Genomic DNA, 19,584 nt, shown 5'->3' on the forward strand with positions numbered 1-19,584 from the left:
CAACTGAAATGTCAACGTTCATGCAGACGGTTTTGATGCTCATCACAGGCCTCGCGGCAGGCACGCTGTCGGGAATGTTCGGCGTCGGCGGCGGAATCATTATCGTTCCGGCACTGGTGCTGCTTTTCGGAATGAGCCAGCACAGCGCCAACGCAACCTCCCTTGTGGCTCTCCTGCTGCCTGTCGGTCTTCTCGGCATTATGGAGTATTACCGCTCCGGCAAGATCACCACGGACAACATCTGGATGGGGCTGATTATTGCAGCCGGACTGTTCGCAGGAGCTTTTTTCGGCGCAAGAATAGCGACTGCGCTTTCCGGCGACCTGCTCCGTAAAGCTTTTGCCATTTTCACAGGAATTGTTGCCCTTCGTTTATGGTTTAAATAACTACATACACTACAATAACCTAAGTCATTGTCACCATGGGAAACACAACCACAAAAGCTGATCTGGTCAATGTGATCGCTCACAAGACAGGCATGACAAAAAACGAAACCGAATCCGTGGTTGACTGCCTGTTCGAAAGCATCATCGAGTCACTGAAAGCCGGCAAAAGAATCGAGATCAGGGGATTCGGATCATTCAATATCCGGCACAAGAACCTGCGTCAGGCAAGAAACCCGAGAACAGGAGAGAAGGTAACGGTCGATCCCAAGAACGTCCCTACCTTCAAAATCTCCAAGGAGTTCAAGCATGCGGTCAGCGAGAGCCTGAAAAACGGTACGGTATAAGGGCACACCGGGGGATTCAACCGGATGAAACGACAGGCGTCCTTCTCATAGGGCGCACAAATTCAATTCAGAGGTAGAACGGATTGTCAATCTGCTCGAAGGTAACAAGCCGGTGTGTCTCGACGTCACGAAAGCATACCTTGATGTAGTGAATGTTTTCAGACAAAAAAATGTCGGTTCCTTTTTCTGCGGCATGCAGAATGATATGGCCTTTGTGGTGACCGAGTTCTCTGCCGAGATCTCCCCATTTTCTGAAAACAAGATTGGTATAGCCCTCCCCTTCCCGTATGAAAAGAAGTTCGGGGTCGGCAATATCCGTAATGAGTTCCGGAGATGAAAGCAGTGACATCTCCTTGCCAAGCCAGATGCTCAGCAGTTCCAGATGAAACGGTATAAACAGGGAATTACGGATATAGAACCCCTTTTCCCCATTCCTGATCGCATCGGTGAAGCGTTTCCTCATGCCATAGAGATCGTTAGTAGTTGAAAAAAAGGAACCATAGCACCGCAAAAACAGGTATCAGCAACGGCAGTGAATATTTATAGACATACTCGAGAAAATCCGGCACATCGGCTCCGGTCTGGGCGGCGATGTTTTTCACCATGAAATTCGGAGCATTGCCGATATAGGTCATAGCACCGAAAAACACCGATGCAACGGAAATGGCCATCAGATAAATTCCCGAGGAGACATCTCCTTCGATCGGAGAAGCCATTCCGGAGGCAAAGGCCCGGATGTCACCGGGGTCGGCCAGATCGAGACCGAACTTTCCGAGAGCCCCCGCCAGGAAGTTAAGGTATGTCGGCGCGTTGTCGAGCACTCCCGAGAGCGCTCCGGTCATCCAGTAAAAGGTTGTTACAGAAAACTCCGCCGCATGCGTTGCGGCATACGCACCGATCAGCTCGAGTGCCGGAATCATGGTTGCAAAGATGCCGATAAACAGGAAGGAGACCTCCCTTATCGGTTCGAAGTTGAATTCATTGCCGCCAAGGGCATCGGGATCGGCTGTCCTGTATGCGACAAATGCCACGCCAAACATGATCAGCTCCCGGATGCCAAACGGCAGACGGAAAATCTCCTGCAGGCTCGGAAAGCCGCTGATGACAGCCGGATCGAGAAACACCGAGACAATGATGACGCCGAGCCAGATGAAGTTTTTCCCTCCGGTAATGGATATCCCCCCTTTTGCATCCCTGCCTGTCGCGCCTCCCTTCCCTGCCCGAAAATCGAGAAGCATGAAGATGCTGACCAGAACGGCAATGGTAAGGCTCCAGGGAAGCCAGACCTTCGATATCACCCAGAAAAACGGCACCCCCTTGAGAAATCCGAGAAAAAGCGGAGGGTCCCCTATCGGCGTAAGTCCGCCTCCGATATTGCTGACAATGAAGATGAAAAACACAATATGGAAAGCCTTGAGACGGCCTTCGTTAATGCGCATGAACGGTCTGATAAGCAGCATAGAGGCTCCTGTGGTGCCGATCAGGTTGGAGAGCGCAGCACCGAACAGCAGCAACATACCGTTGACGAGCGGCGCCCCCCTCCGTTCGATCCTGATGAGAATGCCTCCGGAGACCACAAAGAGTGAAGAAATCAGCGCAATGAACGAAAGATACTCTTCGAGTGTGTGCTCGAGGATGTGCAGCCCGTGTTCTATCATGAAACCGTAATAGGCGACCACGATTGCAGCCAGACCTGTAGCGACACCGGGATAGTGACGCTCCCAGAAACGGTGGTAGAAAAGCGGACCGGTTGCTATCATGAGCAGCAGGATCACGAAAGGCATAACAAGCCATACCGGGGGCAGGTGCCCTGCGGCAGATGGCGCTTCACCGGCAGCAAACAGCGGACTGCTGCCGGCAATAAAAAAGAACGTAAGAAACAGAAAGAAAAGGCCTGTTTTAATAATCCTGTTCATGAGAAAACCGGAAAAGGAATGACTTGCAATTTTTTCAATCTCCCTCAAAGTCGGTCAGTGAATAAATGGCGTAGCCTTTTTCGCTGATCTTCCGCTCACCACCCACATCGGGAAGGTTGACGATAAAGGCCATCTCGGCAACAACACCCCCTACCTTTTCCACCAGTGCCGCGGCAGCAAGCGCAGTACCCCCGGTTGCAAGAAGATCATCGACAAGCAGCACCCTTGTACCTTTTTCCAGCGCATCCATGTGAATCTCGATCTTGTCGCTGCCGTATTCGAGTTCATATTCCTGGGAAACCACATCCGCCGGCAGTTTTCCGGGTTTTCTGACCGGAACGAATCCCTTGCCAAGCGTATAGGAAAGCGCACCGCCGATAATGAATCCGCGAGCTTCAATGCCAACAATCACATCAAAATCAACCCCGTTCTGCAGATAGTGCTGGGTAAAACTGTCGATCACAAGACGGAACCCCACCGGGTCCTTGATCAGGGTAGTAATGTCGCGAAACATGATCCCTTTTTTAGGATAATCGGGAATCGAACGGATTCGGGATTTAATAGGCATGGAATAAACGGGTTTAAGGGTTGCGAGCGTAGAGCCACAGGAGAAACCAAGCACTTAAAATAACAGTCTGCCCTCTAAATTCAAATCATGGCCCATCTCCCGGATTGCTACCGGCAACAGCATGCCTTTCAGTCTCTGCGCATCGCCAGCGAAATTTTCCGCTCTCGCAGTAACATGCAGATAATTTGCGGTATACCCGCTGCAGCATACCCCTCCTCTGCCGTCCTGCGTGGAGGTTTCAACAAGAACCTTTCGCTCTTTTCCCAGAAAGCCTGCGGTATAGGCGGATTTTTTGCGCCGCCCGAGTTCGATAAGCAAATCGCTGCGCCCCTCGATCTCCCGAGAGGAAAGAAGCTTCCTCTCACCGGAGGCCGTCTGTGAAGCGAGCCGCGTCCCGGGGCGGATCGAACAGGAAAAAACATGCAGATAAGCTGCCGGCAGCTCGTCGATAAAACGGTACATATCCTGAAAATCCTCTTCGCTCTCTCCTGGATATCCGGCAATGACATCGATACCGATGGCGCAATCCTGAATGCTCTCCACCGCCCTCATAATGCGCTCCCGGTAGCCTTCGGTCGTGTATCTGCGTCCCATTGCCTGCAGCATACGGTCCGAACCGCTTTGCAGCGGCACATGAAAATGAGGGGCGATTTTTCGCGAGCAGGCAACGACATCCAGAAGCCTGTCGTCGATGATATCCGGCTCAAGGGAACTCACCCTGATACGATCCAGAGCGACCTGTTCAAGCATCCGGAGCAGTCCGGCAAAACCGGTTCCTTCCGAACGGTAATCGCCGATATTGACACCTGTCAGAACAATTTCGCGATATCCTGAGGATGCAAGAGCATGCGCGCGCTCAATGAGCATTGCTGCCGGAAGGGAGCGCGAACGGCCCCGTGCCATTGGAATAGTGCAGTAGGCGCATCCGTAATCACACCCGTCCTGAATTTTCAGAAAAGCCCGTGTCCGGGCGACTCCGGAATCTTCCGGGAGGGAGTATCCCGCATGAATCTCATCCGCTGCGCCGGGATCCGAGACCTGAACAAGAGGAGTTTCCGGTTTCGTGTCTAAAATTTCCCGATAGATCTCTGTTCTGAATTTATCGTTGCTGCCGAGAACACCATGAACACCTTCGAAAGCCGATAGCAGGAACGGCTGCAGCTGGGCATAACAACCGATAACGACAATGGCACAGCCCGGATTGCGCCTTACAAGCTGCCGTATTTTCTGGCGGCATTTCTGTTCAGCCTGTTTTGTAACCGCGCAGGTGTGAATAATGATCATATCCGCACCTTTCTCTACAGAAGAAATCTGCCATCCTTCTGCAGAAAGCCGGTCGAGTATCGCCGATGTTTCGGAATAATTCAGTTTACATCCCAGTGTTACTGCTGCAACACTCGGTAAACTTATTTTACGCATAGTATTTTTCTTTTATACCCTTTTCGATAAACACAGGAATAACACAATACAATAACCGATAAAATCACCATTTTGCCGGTATGCAGACACAAAAGTATTCTTTTATATTTGCCGTTGTTGCCGCTTTATATCATTTCAAACGGACAAATATGATCTTTTCATTCAGAAGATTGATCATTTTCAATCTCTTGTAAAAGAGAAAAAAATCTTCAGGAAAAAATCACACTCATGCAGCTGGAGTTCCAGGAAAAAATCAAACCACTTGAAGATGAGCTTTCCGCAATACTGAAAAAGCTTGAACTCAACCTTCCCAAACTCGATGGCACCGCCGCGGCTAAACCCGGGTTTTCAAAATTCGGACGCGGACAGCTTGGTACCCCGATCAAGGAACTGCTCCGTTCAAATCCGGACAGTGCATTCAAACCGAAAGAAATTGCTGATGCGCTCAATACCAAAAGCACGATCGTAAGCCTCTGGATGAACAAATACGGCATGGCTGATGAAGAAATCGAACGTATTCCTTCAGGGTCGGGCAGCAAACGGTTTGTTTATACAATAAGGTAAACCGACAAAAAAAGTTATCTCTCCTGACAGGAAAAGCGCAATAATTGCGCTTTTCCTGATTCAGGCATTTCACCATTTTTCGTTGGCAAGCAATAAAACGGAATACTTTTTCAGTAACCGATACTTCGCCGGTTTCTTACAAAATTCAGGCCGAGCGCCACCATAATCATGTTGCCGAGCAATGATGAGCCCCCATAGGAAACAAACGGCAGAGGCACGCCGATAACCGGAATAAGCCCGAGGGTCATACCGACATTGATGACTACATGAACCGTAAGAAGCGACGCGTAACCCGCAAAGGTCAACTCGACAAAGCGGTTCTTGATGGAAAAGACAATGCGGATAAAGCGGAGAATCAGAACAAGGAAAAAGCCAAGCAAGAGAACCGATCCTATAAAACCAAGCTCCTCGGCAATAACACAGAAAATAAAATCGGTCCACTGGGCAGGAATAAAACGAAGCTGCGTCTGCGTTCCTTCAAGAAAGCCCTTGCCGAAAAAACCCCCGGAACTGATAGCTATTTTTGCCTGCAGGGCATTATAGCCCGCCCCCTGGGGATCCGACATGGGATCGAGAAAGGTCTGGATCCTTTTCATCTGATGAGGCTTGAGAATCTCTGCCGCAAAACGGTGCGTAAAAAGTGCGGCAAGCAGGCCTGCTGAGGTAACTGCAAACTGATGCATATAAAATTTCTTTTTGAGAAACACCAGCCCGAAAAACATAAGCAGGGCAAGACCAAAAATGAAATAAATATTGAAAAAACCGCTGAGCATGAGCACAACGGGTATGACGAGCAGAAGAAGAAGATAGAAATCAAACCCCGCCATGATGATCATCGGCGCTATAAATGAAAGACAGGTGAGAGTTGTTCCCATATCGGGCTGCAACATGATCAGCAGTGCAGGAAAAAGGGGAATGCCTAGCGCAATAAAAAGATGAGGCATGGAACGGATATCGGTTTCATCTTCGGAAAGAAAACGGGCAAGCGCAAGAATCGTTGTCATCTTGGCTATTTCCGAAGGCTGAAAACTGAAAAAACCTATACGTACCCAGCTTGTCTGACCTGCAATTTTTTTACCGAAAACAAGTACCGCTACAAGCAGAACCACCCCGACTATATAAAAGATATATGAATTATCGCGTATAAAGCGATAATCGTTGAAATAGACGAACAGCATGACAAAAGCACCGATGCATCCCCATGCAAGCTGCCGATAAAACAGAACCGTCTCTCCCGCTCCATTGGTTGCGCTGTATATTGCAAGGAGTCCGAGAATAATAAGACCAGCCGTCGAAGCAAGAAGCCAGATGTCAAGTTTCCCTTGTTGTTCCATTGTCACGCTTTTCTACATCTTTTTCTTCCCCATCCGCGGAGAATTCTGTATCGTACACAGAGATTTACCGTTCGCTGCGTCACTGTTACAACTCTACCTTTCTATGGATACTCCATCGTTCTCCTGCGGCTTCGCTGTTATCGCCGGGCCGCCGAATGCAGGCAAGTCAACTCTGCTGAACAAACTTCTTGATTATAAACTTTCTATTGTAACACCTAAACCGCAAACTACAAGAAAAAAAATAACCGGCATCTACCATGACAAGCGGTGCCAGATCATTTTTCTCGATACTCCGGGCATCATGCAGCCGCAGCAGAAGCTCCATGAATCGATGCTTTCAATTACCCGCAAGACACTCGAAGAAGCCGATGTGGTTATCGCACTGATTCCCTACACGAAAGGCGCCGAACCTTTTGATATCGATTTCGCCTCGGAACTGTTCAATTCATGGCTGAAATCCTCCGGGAAACCGGTAATCGCCGTGCTGAACAAATCTGATCTCGCAAGCCGTGCAGTACAGGAACAAGCCGAATCGGTTATGGCAGGACTCTTCTCTCCGGCTGCCGTCATCTCCGTTTCGGCACTTGAAGGAACCGGGCTGGAGAGACTTGTAGAGGCCCTTGTTCCGTTTCTTCCGATGGACGAACCTCTCTACCCCGAAGATATGCTGAGCACCGCTCCGGAACGGTTTTTCGTATCGGAAATCATCCGGGAAAAAATCTTTCTCCTTTACGGCAAGGAGGTGCCCTATGCGACGGAGGTTGTGGTCGATGAATTCAGGGAACAGCATGAAAACGACCCTTCGAGAAAAGACCTTATCCGCTGTTCGATTGTTGTCGAACGCGACACCCAGAAACAGATCCTGATAGGCAGCGGAGGCAACGCACTCAAAAAACTCGGAAAGGCTGCCCGTACCGATATCGAGGAACTGCTGGGCAGGCCGGTTTTTCTCGAGCTCTTCATAAAAGTCAGACCCGACTGGAGGAAAAAACAGAATCTTCTGAAAAGCTACGGGTATTGACGGACAACAAAAAACCCTTCCTCGACGGAAGGGTTTTTTGCTGGATTTATGTAACCCTGTGAGGCTCTTACTTGCCGCCTTTAGGCTGGGGCTCCAGCTCGGCGGTCGCATCCTCGATCTCTTTCTTTTCGTTTGGATGGGCCTGGAGATATGCTTCGATCTCCTCCTTGCTCTTGTCCTTGAAATATTCGAGCGCCGAAAGAATGATCCGTTTGTTCTCCTTGTCGAACTCGATCACGCGGAGAGGAAGTTCATTGCCGACAGCGAACGAAGAGTGAATGTCCTTCACACCGCCCTGAAGCAGATGCGATACGGGCACGAAACCGTCGACATCACCGGGAAGAATGACGATAACGCCCTTCTCGATGATCTGGGAAATATTTCCTGGGGTTTCAGCACCTACGGCATATTTCTGCTCGAACTCGTCCCATGGATCAGGGTTGATCTGCTTGTGGCCGAGCGCAATACGGCGGGCGTTGACGTCGAATTTAAGCACCTTGACTTCGAGTTCCTGGTTTTTCTTGACCAGTTCACTTGGATGGCGAATTTTCTTTGTCCATGAGAGATCTGAAATATGCACCAGTCCGTCCACTCCGGCCTCAAGTTCTACAAATACACCAAAATCGGTGATGTTGCTGACGGTTCCCTTGTGGAGCGATCCTTCGATGTACTTTTCGGAGAGTGCGATCCATGGATCCTCGTTGACCCGTTTCATGGAGAGAGAAAGCTTGGTGTGCTCTTTATCGATATTGAGAATCACGCACTCAACCTCCTGACCGAGGGTAACGAACTGACCGGGATGCTTGATATGCTGCGTCCAGCTCATTTCGGAAATGTGGACAAGACCCTCGATGCCTTTTTCGATTTCCACGAATGCACCGTAATCGGTAATGGAAACCACGCGACCGTTCGCCTTGGAACCAACAGGATACTTGATCTCGATATTTTCCCAGGGATGGGCCTCGAGCTGCTTCATGCCGAGAGAGACTCGTTTGGTGTTCTCGTCGAAACCGACGACAACAACCTTGATCGGCTGGTCAAGCTCGACAACCTCCGAAGGATGGTTGATTCTGCCCCAGGTGATGTCGGTGATATGCACAAGACCGTCGAGACCGCCGAGATCGACAAAGATACCGAAATCGGTGATATTCTTGACCGTGCCCTCGAGCACCATGCCCACCTTGATGTTGGCAAGCATCTCTTCGCGGCGTGCGGCATACTCCTCTTCGAGGATGACCTTGTGGCTGACGACGATATTCTGAGTAACGGGATTGATCTTGACGACCCTGAAGTCCATGGTCTGGCCAACGAGAGCATCGAAATCGCGAACCGGTTTGACATCGATCTGAGAACCGGGAAGGAAGGCTTCAACGCCGGACAGGGAAACCGTCATGCCACCCTTGACGCGGTTGATGATCCTGCCGTTGATGATAGTGTCATTCTCAATTGAATCGTAAATCTTGTCCCAGATTCTCAGGACATCGGCTTTCTTTTTGGAAAGAATGAGCTGACCCATCTTGTCTTCGATGTTTTCGAGGTAAACCTCGACTTCATCGCCGACCTTGACCTCACCCTCTTCCTCGTCTCGGAATTCGAGCAGAGAGACGATACCCTCCGACTTGTAACCGACATCGATGGTGACGTCCTTGTTGGAAATGGAGACAATACGGCCTTTGACGATCTCGTCTTCCCTGATTTCACTCAGCGTGCTCGTATAAAGCTTTTCCATCTCGGCAAGTGCCGCGGAATCGTAGTGAGCAAAAACCTTGACCTTTTTCCTTGCGGGCCGTTCCTGGACTTTCTTCTCCAGCGTTAGTGTTTCTGGCATTAAATGTTTTCCTTCCTCTCTTGTGATTTACCCTCGGTGCCGCGAGAGATTTCAGCACCCGGTTTTTAGGTTAATGAAACAACAAAACCCTGTTCAGGCAGGTACCCGCTATCCTTCACGCCGCAGCAATGCCAGCGCCAGATCGCGAACCATAGTCACCTGCTCGTCAATGCTCAACTCCGAAGTATCGATTTCAATGGCATCGGGATGCTTTTTCAGGGGAGCAAGAGCACGCTCTGCATCAGCCCTGTCCCTTTCGACGATCTCCCTCTCGAGCATGCCGACATCCGGCAGCTCGCTTCCTGACGCACCTTTCGCGGCAAGTTCGGCATAACGCCTCGCTGCCCGTTCACGGGCATCGGCAATCAGAAAAATTTTCAGTTCGGCATCGGGAAACACAACCGTACCGATATCACGGCCATCCATGACAACGCCTTTCAAACGCCCCATATCCTGCTGCATCAGGCGAAGCCTCTGGCGAACAGGCCCCAGAGAACTGATAAAGCTGACCTCGCGGCTGACACGGTTTTCCCTGATAGCCGAGGTGACATCCCTGCCATCGAGAAAAACCCGGTCATCACAAAAGGTGATGGACAGGTCCTGCAATAACGCTTCAATGGAATCGGGAAAGGACCGGACGGTGTCGATCATGCCCAGATCGAGAACCTTCAGGGTAACGGAACGGAACATTGCGCCAGTATCGATATAGGTATAACCCAGCATTCCCGCGACTTTGCGGGCGGTAGTGCTCTTGCCGGAAGCTGCCGGCCCATCGATGGCGATAATGATGCGTCTGTTCCCTGTCGTGTGTTTCACAAGCATTTTGACTTAGCCTGCAATTTTATAAAATAAATTTGCTTTTTCCAAACTTAATGATTACATGTTAACAACCTGTGCCCCCAGAGGGCACGCTTTTACCGTAAACACCTCTTCCTTGTATCGATATGTCTCTCCGTTGCGGGATTGTCGGATTGCCGAATGTCGGAAAATCGACACTGTTCAATGCCATTACCGCCAAGCAGGCTGAAGCGGCAAATTACCCGTTCTGTACCATAGAGCCCAACGTCGGCACCGTTCTGGTACCCGATGAGCGGATGCAGATGATTGCCGATGTGGTAAAAACACCGACACTGGTTCCGGCCACACTTGAAATCGTCGATATCGCAGGCCTCGTCAAGGGTGCCAGCAAAGGCGAAGGCCTGGGAAACCAGTTCCTTTCACATATCCGGGAGGTCGATGCCATCGTGCATGTCGTCCGGTGTTTCGACGACAGCAATATTATTCATGTCGAGGGGAAAATCGATCCTGCAGACGACATTACGACCATCGAAACGGAACTGATGCTTGCAGACCTCGACAGCATGGAACGGAGAATCGAAAAACTCCGGAAAAACGCCCGGAAGGAAAAAGATCTGCTGTTGCAGGTCGATCTGGCCGAGCGGATCATTGCCGGACTTTCCGGGGGAGTTCCCGCAAGAGCCATCATTCAGGGTGCCGAAGAAAAAGAGCTCTCCCGCCAGTTTTTCCTTCTGACCACAAAACCTATTCTTTACGCGGCCAACGTTGCCGAAACCGATCTGCCCGGAGGTAATGCCTATACTGAGCGGGTAGCGGAAATCGCCGCGGAGTCGGGTTCCAAAATGCTGATCATCAGCGCAAAGAGCGAAGCGGATATCGCAGAACTTCCCGAAGAGGAACGCCCGGAATTTCTTGAAAGCCTCGGCCTTGAGATGTCCGGGCTTGACCGGGTCATCAAAACAGCATATGACCTGCTCGGCCTGCAAACCTACTTTACCGCGGGTGAAAAAGAGGTGCACGCATGGACTATCCGCAAGGGAGCATCCGCTCCGGAAGCCGCAGGCGCCATCCATTCCGATTTCGAAAAAGGGTTCATCCGGGCTGAAGTCATGTCATACCGGGATCTCATCGAACTCGGCTCGGAACAGAAGGTAAAGGAGGCTGGAAAATTGCGATCCGAAGGACGCGATTATATTGTCAGGGACGGAGATGTCATTGTGTTCAGGTTCAACGTGTAACCTTTAACGATCCTCTTCAGCTGGTGCACCATCATAAAACGACTCCTGAAAGCCCGATCGGTATTTTCGACTCGGGTGTCGGCGGCCTGACCGTCGTGAGGGCGATGCAGACATTGCTGCCCGCCGAAAGAATAATCTATTTCGGCGACACCGCCAGAGTACCCTACGGCTCGAAATCACAGGTCACCATCCGCAAGTACGCCCAGGATGACACCACCATTCTGATGCGGTACCAGCCTAAAATGATCATCGTCGCCTGCAACACCGTTTCGGCCCTGGCGCTTGATGTCGTGGAGAAAGCCAGCGGAAGCATTCCCGTGATCGGGGTACTCGATGCCGGCGCCGAACTTGCAGTCAGCATGAGCAAGGGAAAACATATCGGTGTGATCGGCACACAGGCTACCGTATGCTCGAATGCCTATGCATACGCCATCAACACCCTCGATCCCGATATCGAGGTCTATTCGAAGGCATGCCCGCTCTTCGTTCCTCTGGCCGAAGAGGGGTTCACCGATCATCCCGCAACCCGCCTTATCGCAAAAGAGTACCTCAGTGCGTTCGACGAAGAGCATATCGATACCCTGGTGCTCGGATGCACCCACTACCCGATCCTGCGTAACATGATCGCAGAAACCGTAGGGCCGGACATCCGCATCATCGATTCTGCGGAAGCCGTCGCACAGAGAGCAAAAGCACTACTCGAAGAAACCAGTATGCTGAATACATCCGGCGAACCGGCAAATCCCCATCTGCTTGTCAGCGACCTTCCCCAGAAGTTCAGCACGCTGTACCGTCTCTTCATGGGCGCCGACATGCCCGACGTCGAGCTTGTCGACGTCTGAACCGGAACATCCTCCGGAAACGTCCATCGGCTCATTGATTTCCCATGATTTTTTGTCTTGAAGGCCGGGGATGTTACTTTTGTCTTTTTGACTTGTTACTTTTGATTCTGTTACCGTTATCAATGTGAAAATAAACCTCGACAGAACATCATCCGGGTTCTGCATCGGCGTGCAGGGCACCATCCACGTGGCGGAAGAAAAACTCGCCGCAAAAGAGCGGCTGTTCTCGCTTGGCGATGTTGTCCACAACGAAGTGGAGGTAAAGCGACTTGAGGAACTCGGCCTTACCACCATCGATGAAGCCGCCTTCGAGGCGCTCAGGGATTCGAGCGTGCTTGTCAGGGCACACGGTGAACCGCCGGAAACCTACAGTAAAGCAAAGCGGAACAACCTCGATATTACCGACACCACCTGCCCGGTGGTGTCGAAACTGCAGCGCACCGCTCGCCTTCTCGACCGGCTGGGTTATCAGATTGTCATTTACGGCAAACGTGCTCATCCGGAAGTCGTCGGCATCAACGGGCATTGCGGCAACCGCGGGGTTATCATCAAACATGCCGATCTGTCGGAACCGGAAGAACTGGAAAGGCTCGATACCCGAAAAAAAACCGCGCTGATCTCGCAGACCACCATGGATGTGCCCGGTTTTTATGAACTGAAAGCAAATCTCGAGGCCCGTTTCGCTTCGGCTGCTGGCGAGCAGGGAAAGCCCTGGACGGAGATCAGGGACATCGATATCACCGCGGCGATGACCGGTCAGCGCCCTATGCCCCGCACCGTTTTCAAGGATACCATCTGCCGGCAGGTTTCGAGCCGGAACCGGAAACTCCATGAATTCGCACTGGCAAACAGCTGCATCATTTTTGTAGCCGGAAAGAAAAGCTCCAACGGCCAGGTACTTTACGGCATCTGCCGCGCGGCCAATCCGAGGAGTTATTTCATCGAGGATGTCGAAGACCTCCAGGACTTCTGGTTTGAAGACACTGAGGGTGGCTCCGTCGAGAGCGTCGGTATTTGCGGTGCGACTTCGACGCCGATGTGGCTGCTTGAAAAGGTTGCTGGATTCATCGACAAGCGTTTTAACCATTGAGCTGCACCCCAGGCGCTCCTGAACCGATCAACCGACCATGAATGATCTGAGCCTCACCATAAACGGCAGAACCGTTTCCGCATCTCCAGGCATGTCGATTCTTCAGGCCGCCCTGTCGGCGGGAATTGTCATACCGACCCTCTGTTTCGACAAGACGCTTGAATCGACCGGATCCTGCTGGATGTGCATCGTGGAGCTCAAGGGAAAAAACCGGTTCGTTCCGGCATGCAGCACTCCGGCATCGGAAGGTATGGTTGTAGAAACCGAAAATCCTGAACTGCACAACATGCGGCGTCAGAGTCTGGAGCGCATGATCGACCTCCACTGCGGCGACTGCATGGGGCCATGCGAACTCTCCTGCCCGGCAGGCTGCAACATTCCGGGTTTCATAGAGGAAATCAGGCGGCACGACGACGGCGAAGCGATCAGAATCATCAAGGAAACCATCCCCCTGCCGGGCATTCTCGGCCGGGTATGTCCGGCTCCCTGCGAAGACGAGTGCCGGCGCCACGGTGTTGACGAACCGGTTTCGATCTGCGCCCTGAAACGGTATGCCGCAGACCAGGACATGGAACGAGCCGATCGCTATATTCCGGAAGTTCCGGAAAAAACCGGCAGAACCGCAGCGGTGGTCGGGGCCGGCCCGGCAGGACTGAGTGCCGCATATTACCTGCTCGCTCTCGGTCATGACGTCACCATATTCGACGCCAACGAAGCGCCGGGAGGCATGATGCGTTACGGCATTCCCCGCTTCAGGCTTCCGGAAAGCGTGATCGAAAAGGAGATCGAGCCGCTGCGAAAGATGGGCGCCCGGTTCCGCATGAACACCGTGCTCGGACGGGATATCACCACCGCATCGCTCCGGGAAAATTTCGATGCAATCTTTCTCGGCATCGGCGCTTCAAAAGCCTCTCTGATGGGCATTCCCGGCGAAGATGAACCGGCCGTTGCCAGCGGCATCGCATTTCTGCGCGAAGCGGCCTGCGGCAAAGCCGTCCATCCCGGAAAAAGCGTCCTGGTGGTGGGGGGAGGCAATACGGCAATCGACGCCTCCCGCACGGCGCTGAGGCTTGGCGCGGAAAGGGTGACTATACTCTACCGCAGAACACGCAGCGAAATGCCCGCCAATCAGGCTGAAATCGAAGAGGCGCTTGCAGAAGGCGTCAGGCTGCATCTGCTTGCTGCACCGGTTTCCGTCACAACAACCGGGGGAAGAGTCTCGGTTACGGCCGTGGCAATGCAGCAGGGCGAACCGGACGAAAGCGGAAGAAGAAGGCCCGTGCCGATTGCAGGTTCGGAATTCACCATCCATGCCGACACCGTGATTTCCGCTACCGGACAGCATGTACACTGCCCGGCGGAAGCCGTCCCGGGCGTAACACTGAACCCGGACGGTACACTCGAGGTCAATCCGCGAACCCTCGAATGCTCCGCAACCGGAATATTTGCTGGCGGAGACTGCGTTACCGGCGCCGATATCGCTATCCGCGCCGTTGAACAGGGAAAACGGGCGGCTTATTTCATCGACCGTTACCTGCTGGGCCTTACAACTGAGGAGAAAACGGTTGCGCCGTTCAACTCATCCTACGGACCGAGAGACAAGGCTCCTGCAGCGTTCTATCTGCGCACTCCTTCCGCGCCACGGGTTCCGGTACCGGAACTTGAACCGGAAGTCAGAACCGGAGGGTTCATGGAAGCCGTTACCGGGTTCGAGAGTGCCGATGCCCTTACGGAAGCTGAAAGGTGCCTGCAGTGCCGATGCAAGGCCATCGAGACCTGCCGCCTCCGCTATCTTGCCGCACAATACCTGCCGGACTATACCTGCAGGCAGCTGGAACACCCGGAATTCAGTATTTCGGAAACACCGGACATCCTTCTGGAACGTGAAAAATGCGTGGACTGCGGCATCTGCGTCAGAACGCTCGAAGCGTGCATATCGCCGGAGCATCCGGATTATCACAAGCTTGCAGCATCATGTCCAACGGGAGCGCTGAGCGAACCGCCGGTGACCCGTTAGGCAAGATATCGCGAAACCTGTTTTATTTCCAGGATTTCAGCAGTTCGACCAGCGGTTTCAGCATGGCGCCGAGACGACCGAACGACAGGGTGAGGGTCTCCTGCACCTGGCGGAACAATTCAGGGACGTCACCGCCGCTCACCTGAAGCCACGCGGCGTAGAGCAGGCCGACTGCGGCGGCGACAACAAGAAGCTGCAGCGCCTTTCTGAAAAACGAAAGCGCCATGAAAACGGCAGCGATAAACACAATGGCAAGCAGCAGCGGATTTCCGGAGAGGAGTTCAAAAAACTTTTCCATGTTCCTGTTATAAGTATTCCTCGATAACCATCGAAACGGCTCTTGACGGCGAAGCGCTGGCAAGCCTTGCCCTCGCTTCAAGCAGTTCCGCACGCATCTTGCCTGCACGGACAGGATCATCGAGCAGAAGCCCGACCTCCCTTGCCATCCCTGCGGCATTTGCCTCATGCTGAATAAGCTCCGGCACAACCCGTTCGGTCGAACCGAGCCCTTTCGATACAATGTTGGCAAGAGAGATGCTTTTGAGTTTCACAAGCCGTTTTCCGATCTGGTAATTCAGCCACCCCGTACGGTAAACCACAACCATTGGCATCCCGAAACAGAGCGCTTCGAGTGTAGCCGTTCCGGAGGTGACAATCGCCGCGGCACTGTACTTCATCACGTCGTATCCGGGACATTCGACAACCCGGATACGGCTACCTGCAGGAGCATGATCCTGCCAGCGGTAGTCGAGGTGCGGTGCCCGGCCGAGAAGGAACACCGCATTACGGTTCCCGGCAAGCATCTCCGCAGCCCTGAGCATCTCAGGCAGCATCATCGATATCTCCTGGCGCCTGCTTCCCGGAAGCAGGCCTATCAACACTGCCCCTTCTTCTACATCGTGCTCCTTCCGAAAGTCGGAGACTGAGTGCTGTGGCTCCTCATGAAGCTCTTCGATAACCGGATTACCGACAAATTCGGCCGTCACGCCGTGACGACTGTAGAATGCGACCTCAAAATCAAAAATCACCAGCAGACGATCTACAGTTTCTCGTATTTTCCTTACCCTGCCCTCTTTCCAGGCCCATACCTGGGGGGCAATGTAGTAGATGACCGGAATACCGAGATCGTGAAGAAAGCGGGCAATCAAGAGGTTCATGCCGGGATAGTCGACCAGAAGTGCCACATCGGGCATCTCCTCCCGTATCCGCGCTTTCATTTCCCGTATCACCTTTTTGAGAAAACCTGCGTGACGGAGCACATCGACAAACCCCATGATGCTCATCTGACGGGTATCGTAGGCGAGTTCGGCTCCAAGCTCCCGAAGCCGTTCACCTCCGATGCCGAATACCCTGACATCGGGCCTCCGGCCGAGCAGCCCGGCAACCACTCCGGCTGCGTGCATGTCGCCCGAAACCTCTCCGGCCAAAACAAAAAGCTTCTTCGGCATCAAAAACGGCTGATAATTGGATGAACGAAGGGGAAACTGTATTTTAACAATCTGAAAAAAAAACGCCGTACGGCTTTTCAAATCCCATTATATCAAAAACAGAAAAGAATGCAAGTCAAATTCGGTACTGACGGATGGCGTGCGATTATCGCAAAGGAATATACATTCGACAACCTCAAGCTTGCCGCACTGGCAACGGCCCGATATATCCACACCCGCCCGGAAAAGGCAAAGGGGATATGTATCGGATATGATACCCGGTTCATGTCGAAAGAGTTTGCGGAATTCACCGCCGGAGTGATCTCCTCGCAGGGCATAAAGGTATATCTCGCGGACAGTTTTGTTTCAACTCCCGCGGTCTCGCTTTTCACAAAAGCCCGGCAGCTTGCCGGAGGCATCGTCATTACCGCATCCCATAACCCTCCGGTCTATAACGGATTCAAGGTCAAGGCCGCCTACGGAGGTCCTGCCCATCCTGAAGCAATAGCTGAAATAGAACGCTACCTTGACGAAATCGACCCCGATACGGATGTCACACCCGACAACAAGCTGATAGAAACGGCCGATCTCAAAACGTTCTACCTGAACCACCTCAAGACGAACATCGATCTGCAGCTTATTCGCAACTCGCGCATCAAAATAGCTCACAACGCCATGTACGGGGCCGGGCAGGATATCATCAACAGGCTTTTCGACGAGTCCATGGTGAACTGCTATCACTGCACCCTCAATCCCGGATTCGGAGGTATCAACCCCGAACCGATGCCGCAATACATCGGAGAATTCGTGGAGTTTTTCCGGGAAGTCGAAACCGATGTAGCCATCATCAACGACGGAGATGCCGACAGGGTCGGCATGCTCGACGAACACGCAAACTTTGTGGATTCCCACAAGCTTTTCGCCCTTATTCTCAAATACCTTGTCGAAGACCGCCAGCAGAGCGGCGAAGTGGCCAAAACGTTCGCACTGACCGACATTATCGACAGGATCTGCCGGAAGCACGCACTGACCATGCATGAACTGCCTGTAGGCTTCAAGTATGTAAGTCAGCTCATGACGACCAACGATATCCTCATCGGAGGTGAAGAGTCCGGCGGCATTGGTATTACAGCATTTCTTCCGGAACGCGACGGGGTCTACATCGGGCTCCTGATTCTTGAAATCATGACCAGAAAGGAAAAAACCCTTTCTGAACTTGTTCAGGAACTTTACGACGAGTACGGCTTCTTCTGTTACAAGCGTAACGACCTGCATGTCAGCGAGGTAAAAAAACACGCAATCATCACCCGTGCCGCTACCGGCGATCTCCCTTCCATTGCCGGATACCCGGTACTGAAGTTCAGCAATCTCGACGGATGCAAGTATCACTTCGAAGGCGGCTGGCTGCTCATCCGTGCATCGGGCACCGAACCGGTTCTGCGTCTCTACTGTGAAGCCGACTCTGAGGAAAAGGTCGATAAAGTACTGGCGTTTGCTGCTGAACTTGCCTGAAAAAGCGGTTTTTTCCATAAACACCTGCAGGAACAGCCGAAATATGACGTCCAACCTGCAGGGTTTTGCTCCCGACAGGGAAAAAACCTCCAAAAACGCTTGCGGGTGGTTCATGGTAAAACGGATATCTGCATGCCCAACCATACCTGCAGATCAGTCGACATACGTTCATGGAAGAAGCTGGAGAAATGGCATTAACGGCAGAGGCAAAGAGCAGAAGCTTGGGCAATAAAGCTGTAACATCGAGTAATGAGCTTTTCAGGGCTCTGGTTGCCGAACACCAGGATATGGTGCTCAATACCTGTTTTCGTTTTGTCATGAACCGGGAAGATGCGGAGGATCTCGCACAGGAGGTTTTTGTCGAAGTTCACCGGTCTATTGAAAGCTTCAGGGAAGAGTCAAAACTCTCTACCTGGATATACCGGATAGCAGTAACCAAATCCCTCGATCATCTGAGAAGAATGAAAAGAAAAAAACGCTTTTCATCCCTCAAAAGAATCATAGGCATAAACGATCCGGCCGAAGAGTTGCCATCACCTTCAGGTGATAATCCGGAACAGGCGCTTGCAGGCAAAGAGCGTGCCGGAATCCTGCAGGACGCCCTCAACACGCTCCCGGATAACCAGAAAACCGCTTTTCTGCTCAGCAAGCAGGACGGATACACCAACAGCGAGATTGCCGACATCCTTCAGACCTCGGTCTCTGCAGTTGAATCGCTGATTCACCGTGCAAAGAAAAATCTGCACGACAAGCTCTCCGGATACTATGCAAACAACTGAGAAAACAACAACCGGAAAGGTGGCGTGCAAGGTTTTCAGGCGGCTGTCGTCAAAAAAGATGAAAACAGGAAAACATCATGAAAAGACCCGATGAACACATAGAGGCGGAGATCCGCAGAACCCTCGATCTCCTTGACGACCTTCCGGTTCTTCATGCCTCCCCGCTTTTCAGGGTACACCTGATGCAGAGGATAGAGGCATCGCAAAGCAAGGGATTCGGATACGGAGCATTCCGGCAGGCGGAAGGGTTCAGAATCAAGTTCGCCGTCGCCGCACTTCTTCTGGTTGTCAACATCAGCTCGGCACTCCTGTTTTTCAGCTCTCCAGAGCCGTTGTCCATGGCTGATGCCGGTGAAACCATTGAACAGCTCAGCGACGATTATTCCGGAGAAGTACTCGCTTACTATGTTGAAACCGATGATACCAGCAGCAACAGGCAGAATGGGAAACAGGCTGCAAAGGAAAATATCAAGCCATAACCGCAACCGCAGAAGTACCTGA

Annotated in this window: 20 protein-coding genes; 11 read left to right on the forward strand and 9 right to left on the reverse strand. The window is 52.2% G+C overall.

Annotated features, from left to right (window positions below; genetic code table 11):
* The first annotated feature begins 20 nt into the window (after window positions 1-20).
* Window positions 21-386: a sulfite exporter TauE/SafE family protein gene (locus K9G39_RS02970; RefSeq protein WP_292003509.1), complete on the forward strand. Its 366-nt coding sequence runs from the start codon at window positions 21-23 to the stop codon at window positions 384-386.
* Window positions 387-421: 35 nt separating this feature from the next.
* Window positions 422-730: an HU family DNA-binding protein gene (locus tag K9G39_RS02975; RefSeq protein WP_292003443.1), complete on the forward strand. Its 309-nt coding sequence runs from the start codon at window positions 422-424 to the stop codon at window positions 728-730.
* Between the two features lie 67 nt (window positions 731-797).
* Here K9G39_RS02975 and K9G39_RS02980 read toward each other — a convergent pair whose 3' ends face one another.
* From K9G39_RS02980 to K9G39_RS02995, 4 genes are read right to left on the reverse strand one after another with little or no spacing between them, the layout of a single operon-like run.
* Complete coding sequence (locus tag K9G39_RS02980; protein ID WP_292003444.1) at window positions 798-1,193, reverse strand: hypothetical protein; 396 nt, start codon at window positions 1,191-1,193, stop codon at window positions 798-800.
* Between the two features lie 13 nt (window positions 1,194-1,206).
* Window positions 1,207-2,646 (reverse strand): sodium:proton antiporter, encoded by a 1,440-nt coding sequence (locus tag K9G39_RS02985; RefSeq protein ID WP_292003445.1) that lies wholly within the window; start codon window positions 2,644-2,646, stop codon window positions 1,207-1,209.
* Between the two features lie 34 nt (window positions 2,647-2,680).
* Window positions 2,681-3,214, reverse strand: a complete 534-nt coding sequence (locus tag K9G39_RS02990; RefSeq protein ID WP_292003446.1) for an adenine phosphoribosyltransferase — start codon at window positions 3,212-3,214, stop codon at window positions 2,681-2,683.
* Between the two features lie 54 nt (window positions 3,215-3,268).
* Window positions 3,269-4,633 carry a MiaB/RimO family radical SAM methylthiotransferase gene (locus K9G39_RS02995; protein WP_292003447.1) on the reverse strand — a complete coding sequence of 455 codons (1,365 nt, stop codon included), beginning with the start codon at window positions 4,631-4,633 and terminating at the stop codon, window positions 3,269-3,271.
* 228 nt (window positions 4,634-4,861) lie between these two features.
* Here K9G39_RS02995 and K9G39_RS03000 point away from each other — a divergent pair, with 228 nt between their 5' ends.
* The gene (locus K9G39_RS03000; protein WP_363319354.1) at window positions 4,862-5,197 is read left to right on the forward strand and encodes a hypothetical protein; all 336 of its coding nucleotides are present in this window, start codon (window positions 4,862-4,864) and stop codon (window positions 5,195-5,197) included.
* Window positions 5,198-5,307: 110 nt separating this feature from the next.
* On the opposite strand, the gene rodA is transcribed toward K9G39_RS03000, so the two are convergent.
* On the reverse strand, window positions 5,308-6,531 hold the full coding sequence (rodA, locus tag K9G39_RS03005; protein ID WP_292003448.1) for a rod shape-determining protein RodA: 1,224 nt from the start codon (window positions 6,529-6,531) through the stop codon (window positions 5,308-5,310).
* Between the two features lie 103 nt (window positions 6,532-6,634).
* On the opposite strand from rodA, the gene era reads away from it, so the two are divergent.
* Entirely contained in the window at window positions 6,635-7,552 is a 918-nt protein-coding gene (gene era / locus K9G39_RS03010; protein ID WP_292003449.1) for a GTPase Era, read from the forward strand.
* 67 nt (window positions 7,553-7,619) lie between these two features.
* Here era and rpsA read toward each other — a convergent pair whose 3' ends face one another.
* Together rpsA and cmk are read right to left on the reverse strand one after the other, a co-directional pair.
* Complete coding sequence (rpsA, locus tag K9G39_RS03015; RefSeq protein WP_292003450.1) at window positions 7,620-9,380, reverse strand: 30S ribosomal protein S1; 1,761 nt, start codon at window positions 9,378-9,380, stop codon at window positions 7,620-7,622.
* A 108-nt stretch (window positions 9,381-9,488) separates the two neighbouring features.
* Window positions 9,489-10,202: a (d)CMP kinase gene (gene cmk, locus K9G39_RS03020; protein ID WP_292003451.1), complete on the reverse strand. Its 714-nt coding sequence runs from the start codon at window positions 10,200-10,202 to the stop codon at window positions 9,489-9,491.
* 122 nt (window positions 10,203-10,324) lie between these two features.
* On the opposite strand from cmk, the gene ychF reads away from it, so the two are divergent.
* From ychF to K9G39_RS03040, 4 genes are all read left to right on the forward strand, one after another.
* Window positions 10,325-11,416 carry a redox-regulated ATPase YchF gene (gene ychF, locus K9G39_RS03025; protein ID WP_292003452.1) on the forward strand — a complete coding sequence of 364 codons (1,092 nt, stop codon included), beginning with the start codon at window positions 10,325-10,327 and terminating at the stop codon, window positions 11,414-11,416.
* Window positions 11,417-11,439: 23 nt separating this feature from the next.
* The gene (murI, locus tag K9G39_RS03030) at window positions 11,440-12,258 is read left to right on the forward strand and encodes a glutamate racemase (RefSeq protein ID WP_292003453.1); all 819 of its coding nucleotides are present in this window, start codon (window positions 11,440-11,442) and stop codon (window positions 12,256-12,258) included.
* Window positions 12,259-12,382: 124 nt separating this feature from the next.
* Window positions 12,383-13,348, forward strand: a complete 966-nt coding sequence (locus tag K9G39_RS03035) for a 4-hydroxy-3-methylbut-2-enyl diphosphate reductase (RefSeq protein WP_292003454.1) — start codon at window positions 12,383-12,385, stop codon at window positions 13,346-13,348.
* A gap of 37 nt (window positions 13,349-13,385) precedes the next feature.
* Window positions 13,386-15,365 carry an FAD-dependent oxidoreductase gene (locus K9G39_RS03040; protein ID WP_292003455.1) on the forward strand — a complete coding sequence of 660 codons (1,980 nt, stop codon included), beginning with the start codon at window positions 13,386-13,388 and terminating at the stop codon, window positions 15,363-15,365.
* A gap of 22 nt (window positions 15,366-15,387) precedes the next feature.
* Here the strand turns inward: K9G39_RS03040 and K9G39_RS03045 are convergent, their stop codons facing one another.
* Window positions 15,388-15,663, reverse strand: coding sequence for a hypothetical protein (locus tag K9G39_RS03045; RefSeq protein ID WP_292003456.1), 276 nt, complete (start codon window positions 15,661-15,663; stop codon window positions 15,388-15,390).
* Between the two features lie 7 nt (window positions 15,664-15,670).
* Complete coding sequence (lpxB, locus tag K9G39_RS03050; protein ID WP_292003457.1) at window positions 15,671-16,813, reverse strand: lipid-A-disaccharide synthase; 1,143 nt, start codon at window positions 16,811-16,813, stop codon at window positions 15,671-15,673.
* Window positions 16,814-16,921: 108 nt separating this feature from the next.
* On the opposite strand from lpxB, the gene K9G39_RS03055 reads away from it, so the two are divergent.
* The 3 genes from K9G39_RS03055 (at window position 16,922) to K9G39_RS03065 (ending at window position 19,562) form a co-directional block, all read left to right on the forward strand.
* Window positions 16,922-18,304, forward strand: coding sequence for a phosphoglucomutase/phosphomannomutase family protein (locus K9G39_RS03055; protein WP_292003458.1), 1,383 nt, complete (start codon window positions 16,922-16,924; stop codon window positions 18,302-18,304).
* Window positions 18,305-18,474: 170 nt separating this feature from the next.
* On the forward strand, window positions 18,475-19,083 hold the full coding sequence (locus tag K9G39_RS03060) for a sigma-70 family RNA polymerase sigma factor (RefSeq protein WP_292003459.1): 609 nt from the start codon (window positions 18,475-18,477) through the stop codon (window positions 19,081-19,083).
* 77 nt (window positions 19,084-19,160) lie between these two features.
* Window positions 19,161-19,562: a hypothetical protein gene (locus K9G39_RS03065; protein ID WP_292003460.1), complete on the forward strand. Its 402-nt coding sequence runs from the start codon at window positions 19,161-19,163 to the stop codon at window positions 19,560-19,562.
* Window positions 19,563-19,584: the final 22 nt, after the last annotated feature.

This window comes from Chlorobium sp., from assembly GCF_021740465.1.
Classification (GTDB): domain Bacteria; phylum Bacteroidota; class Chlorobiia; order Chlorobiales; family Chlorobiaceae; genus Chlorobium.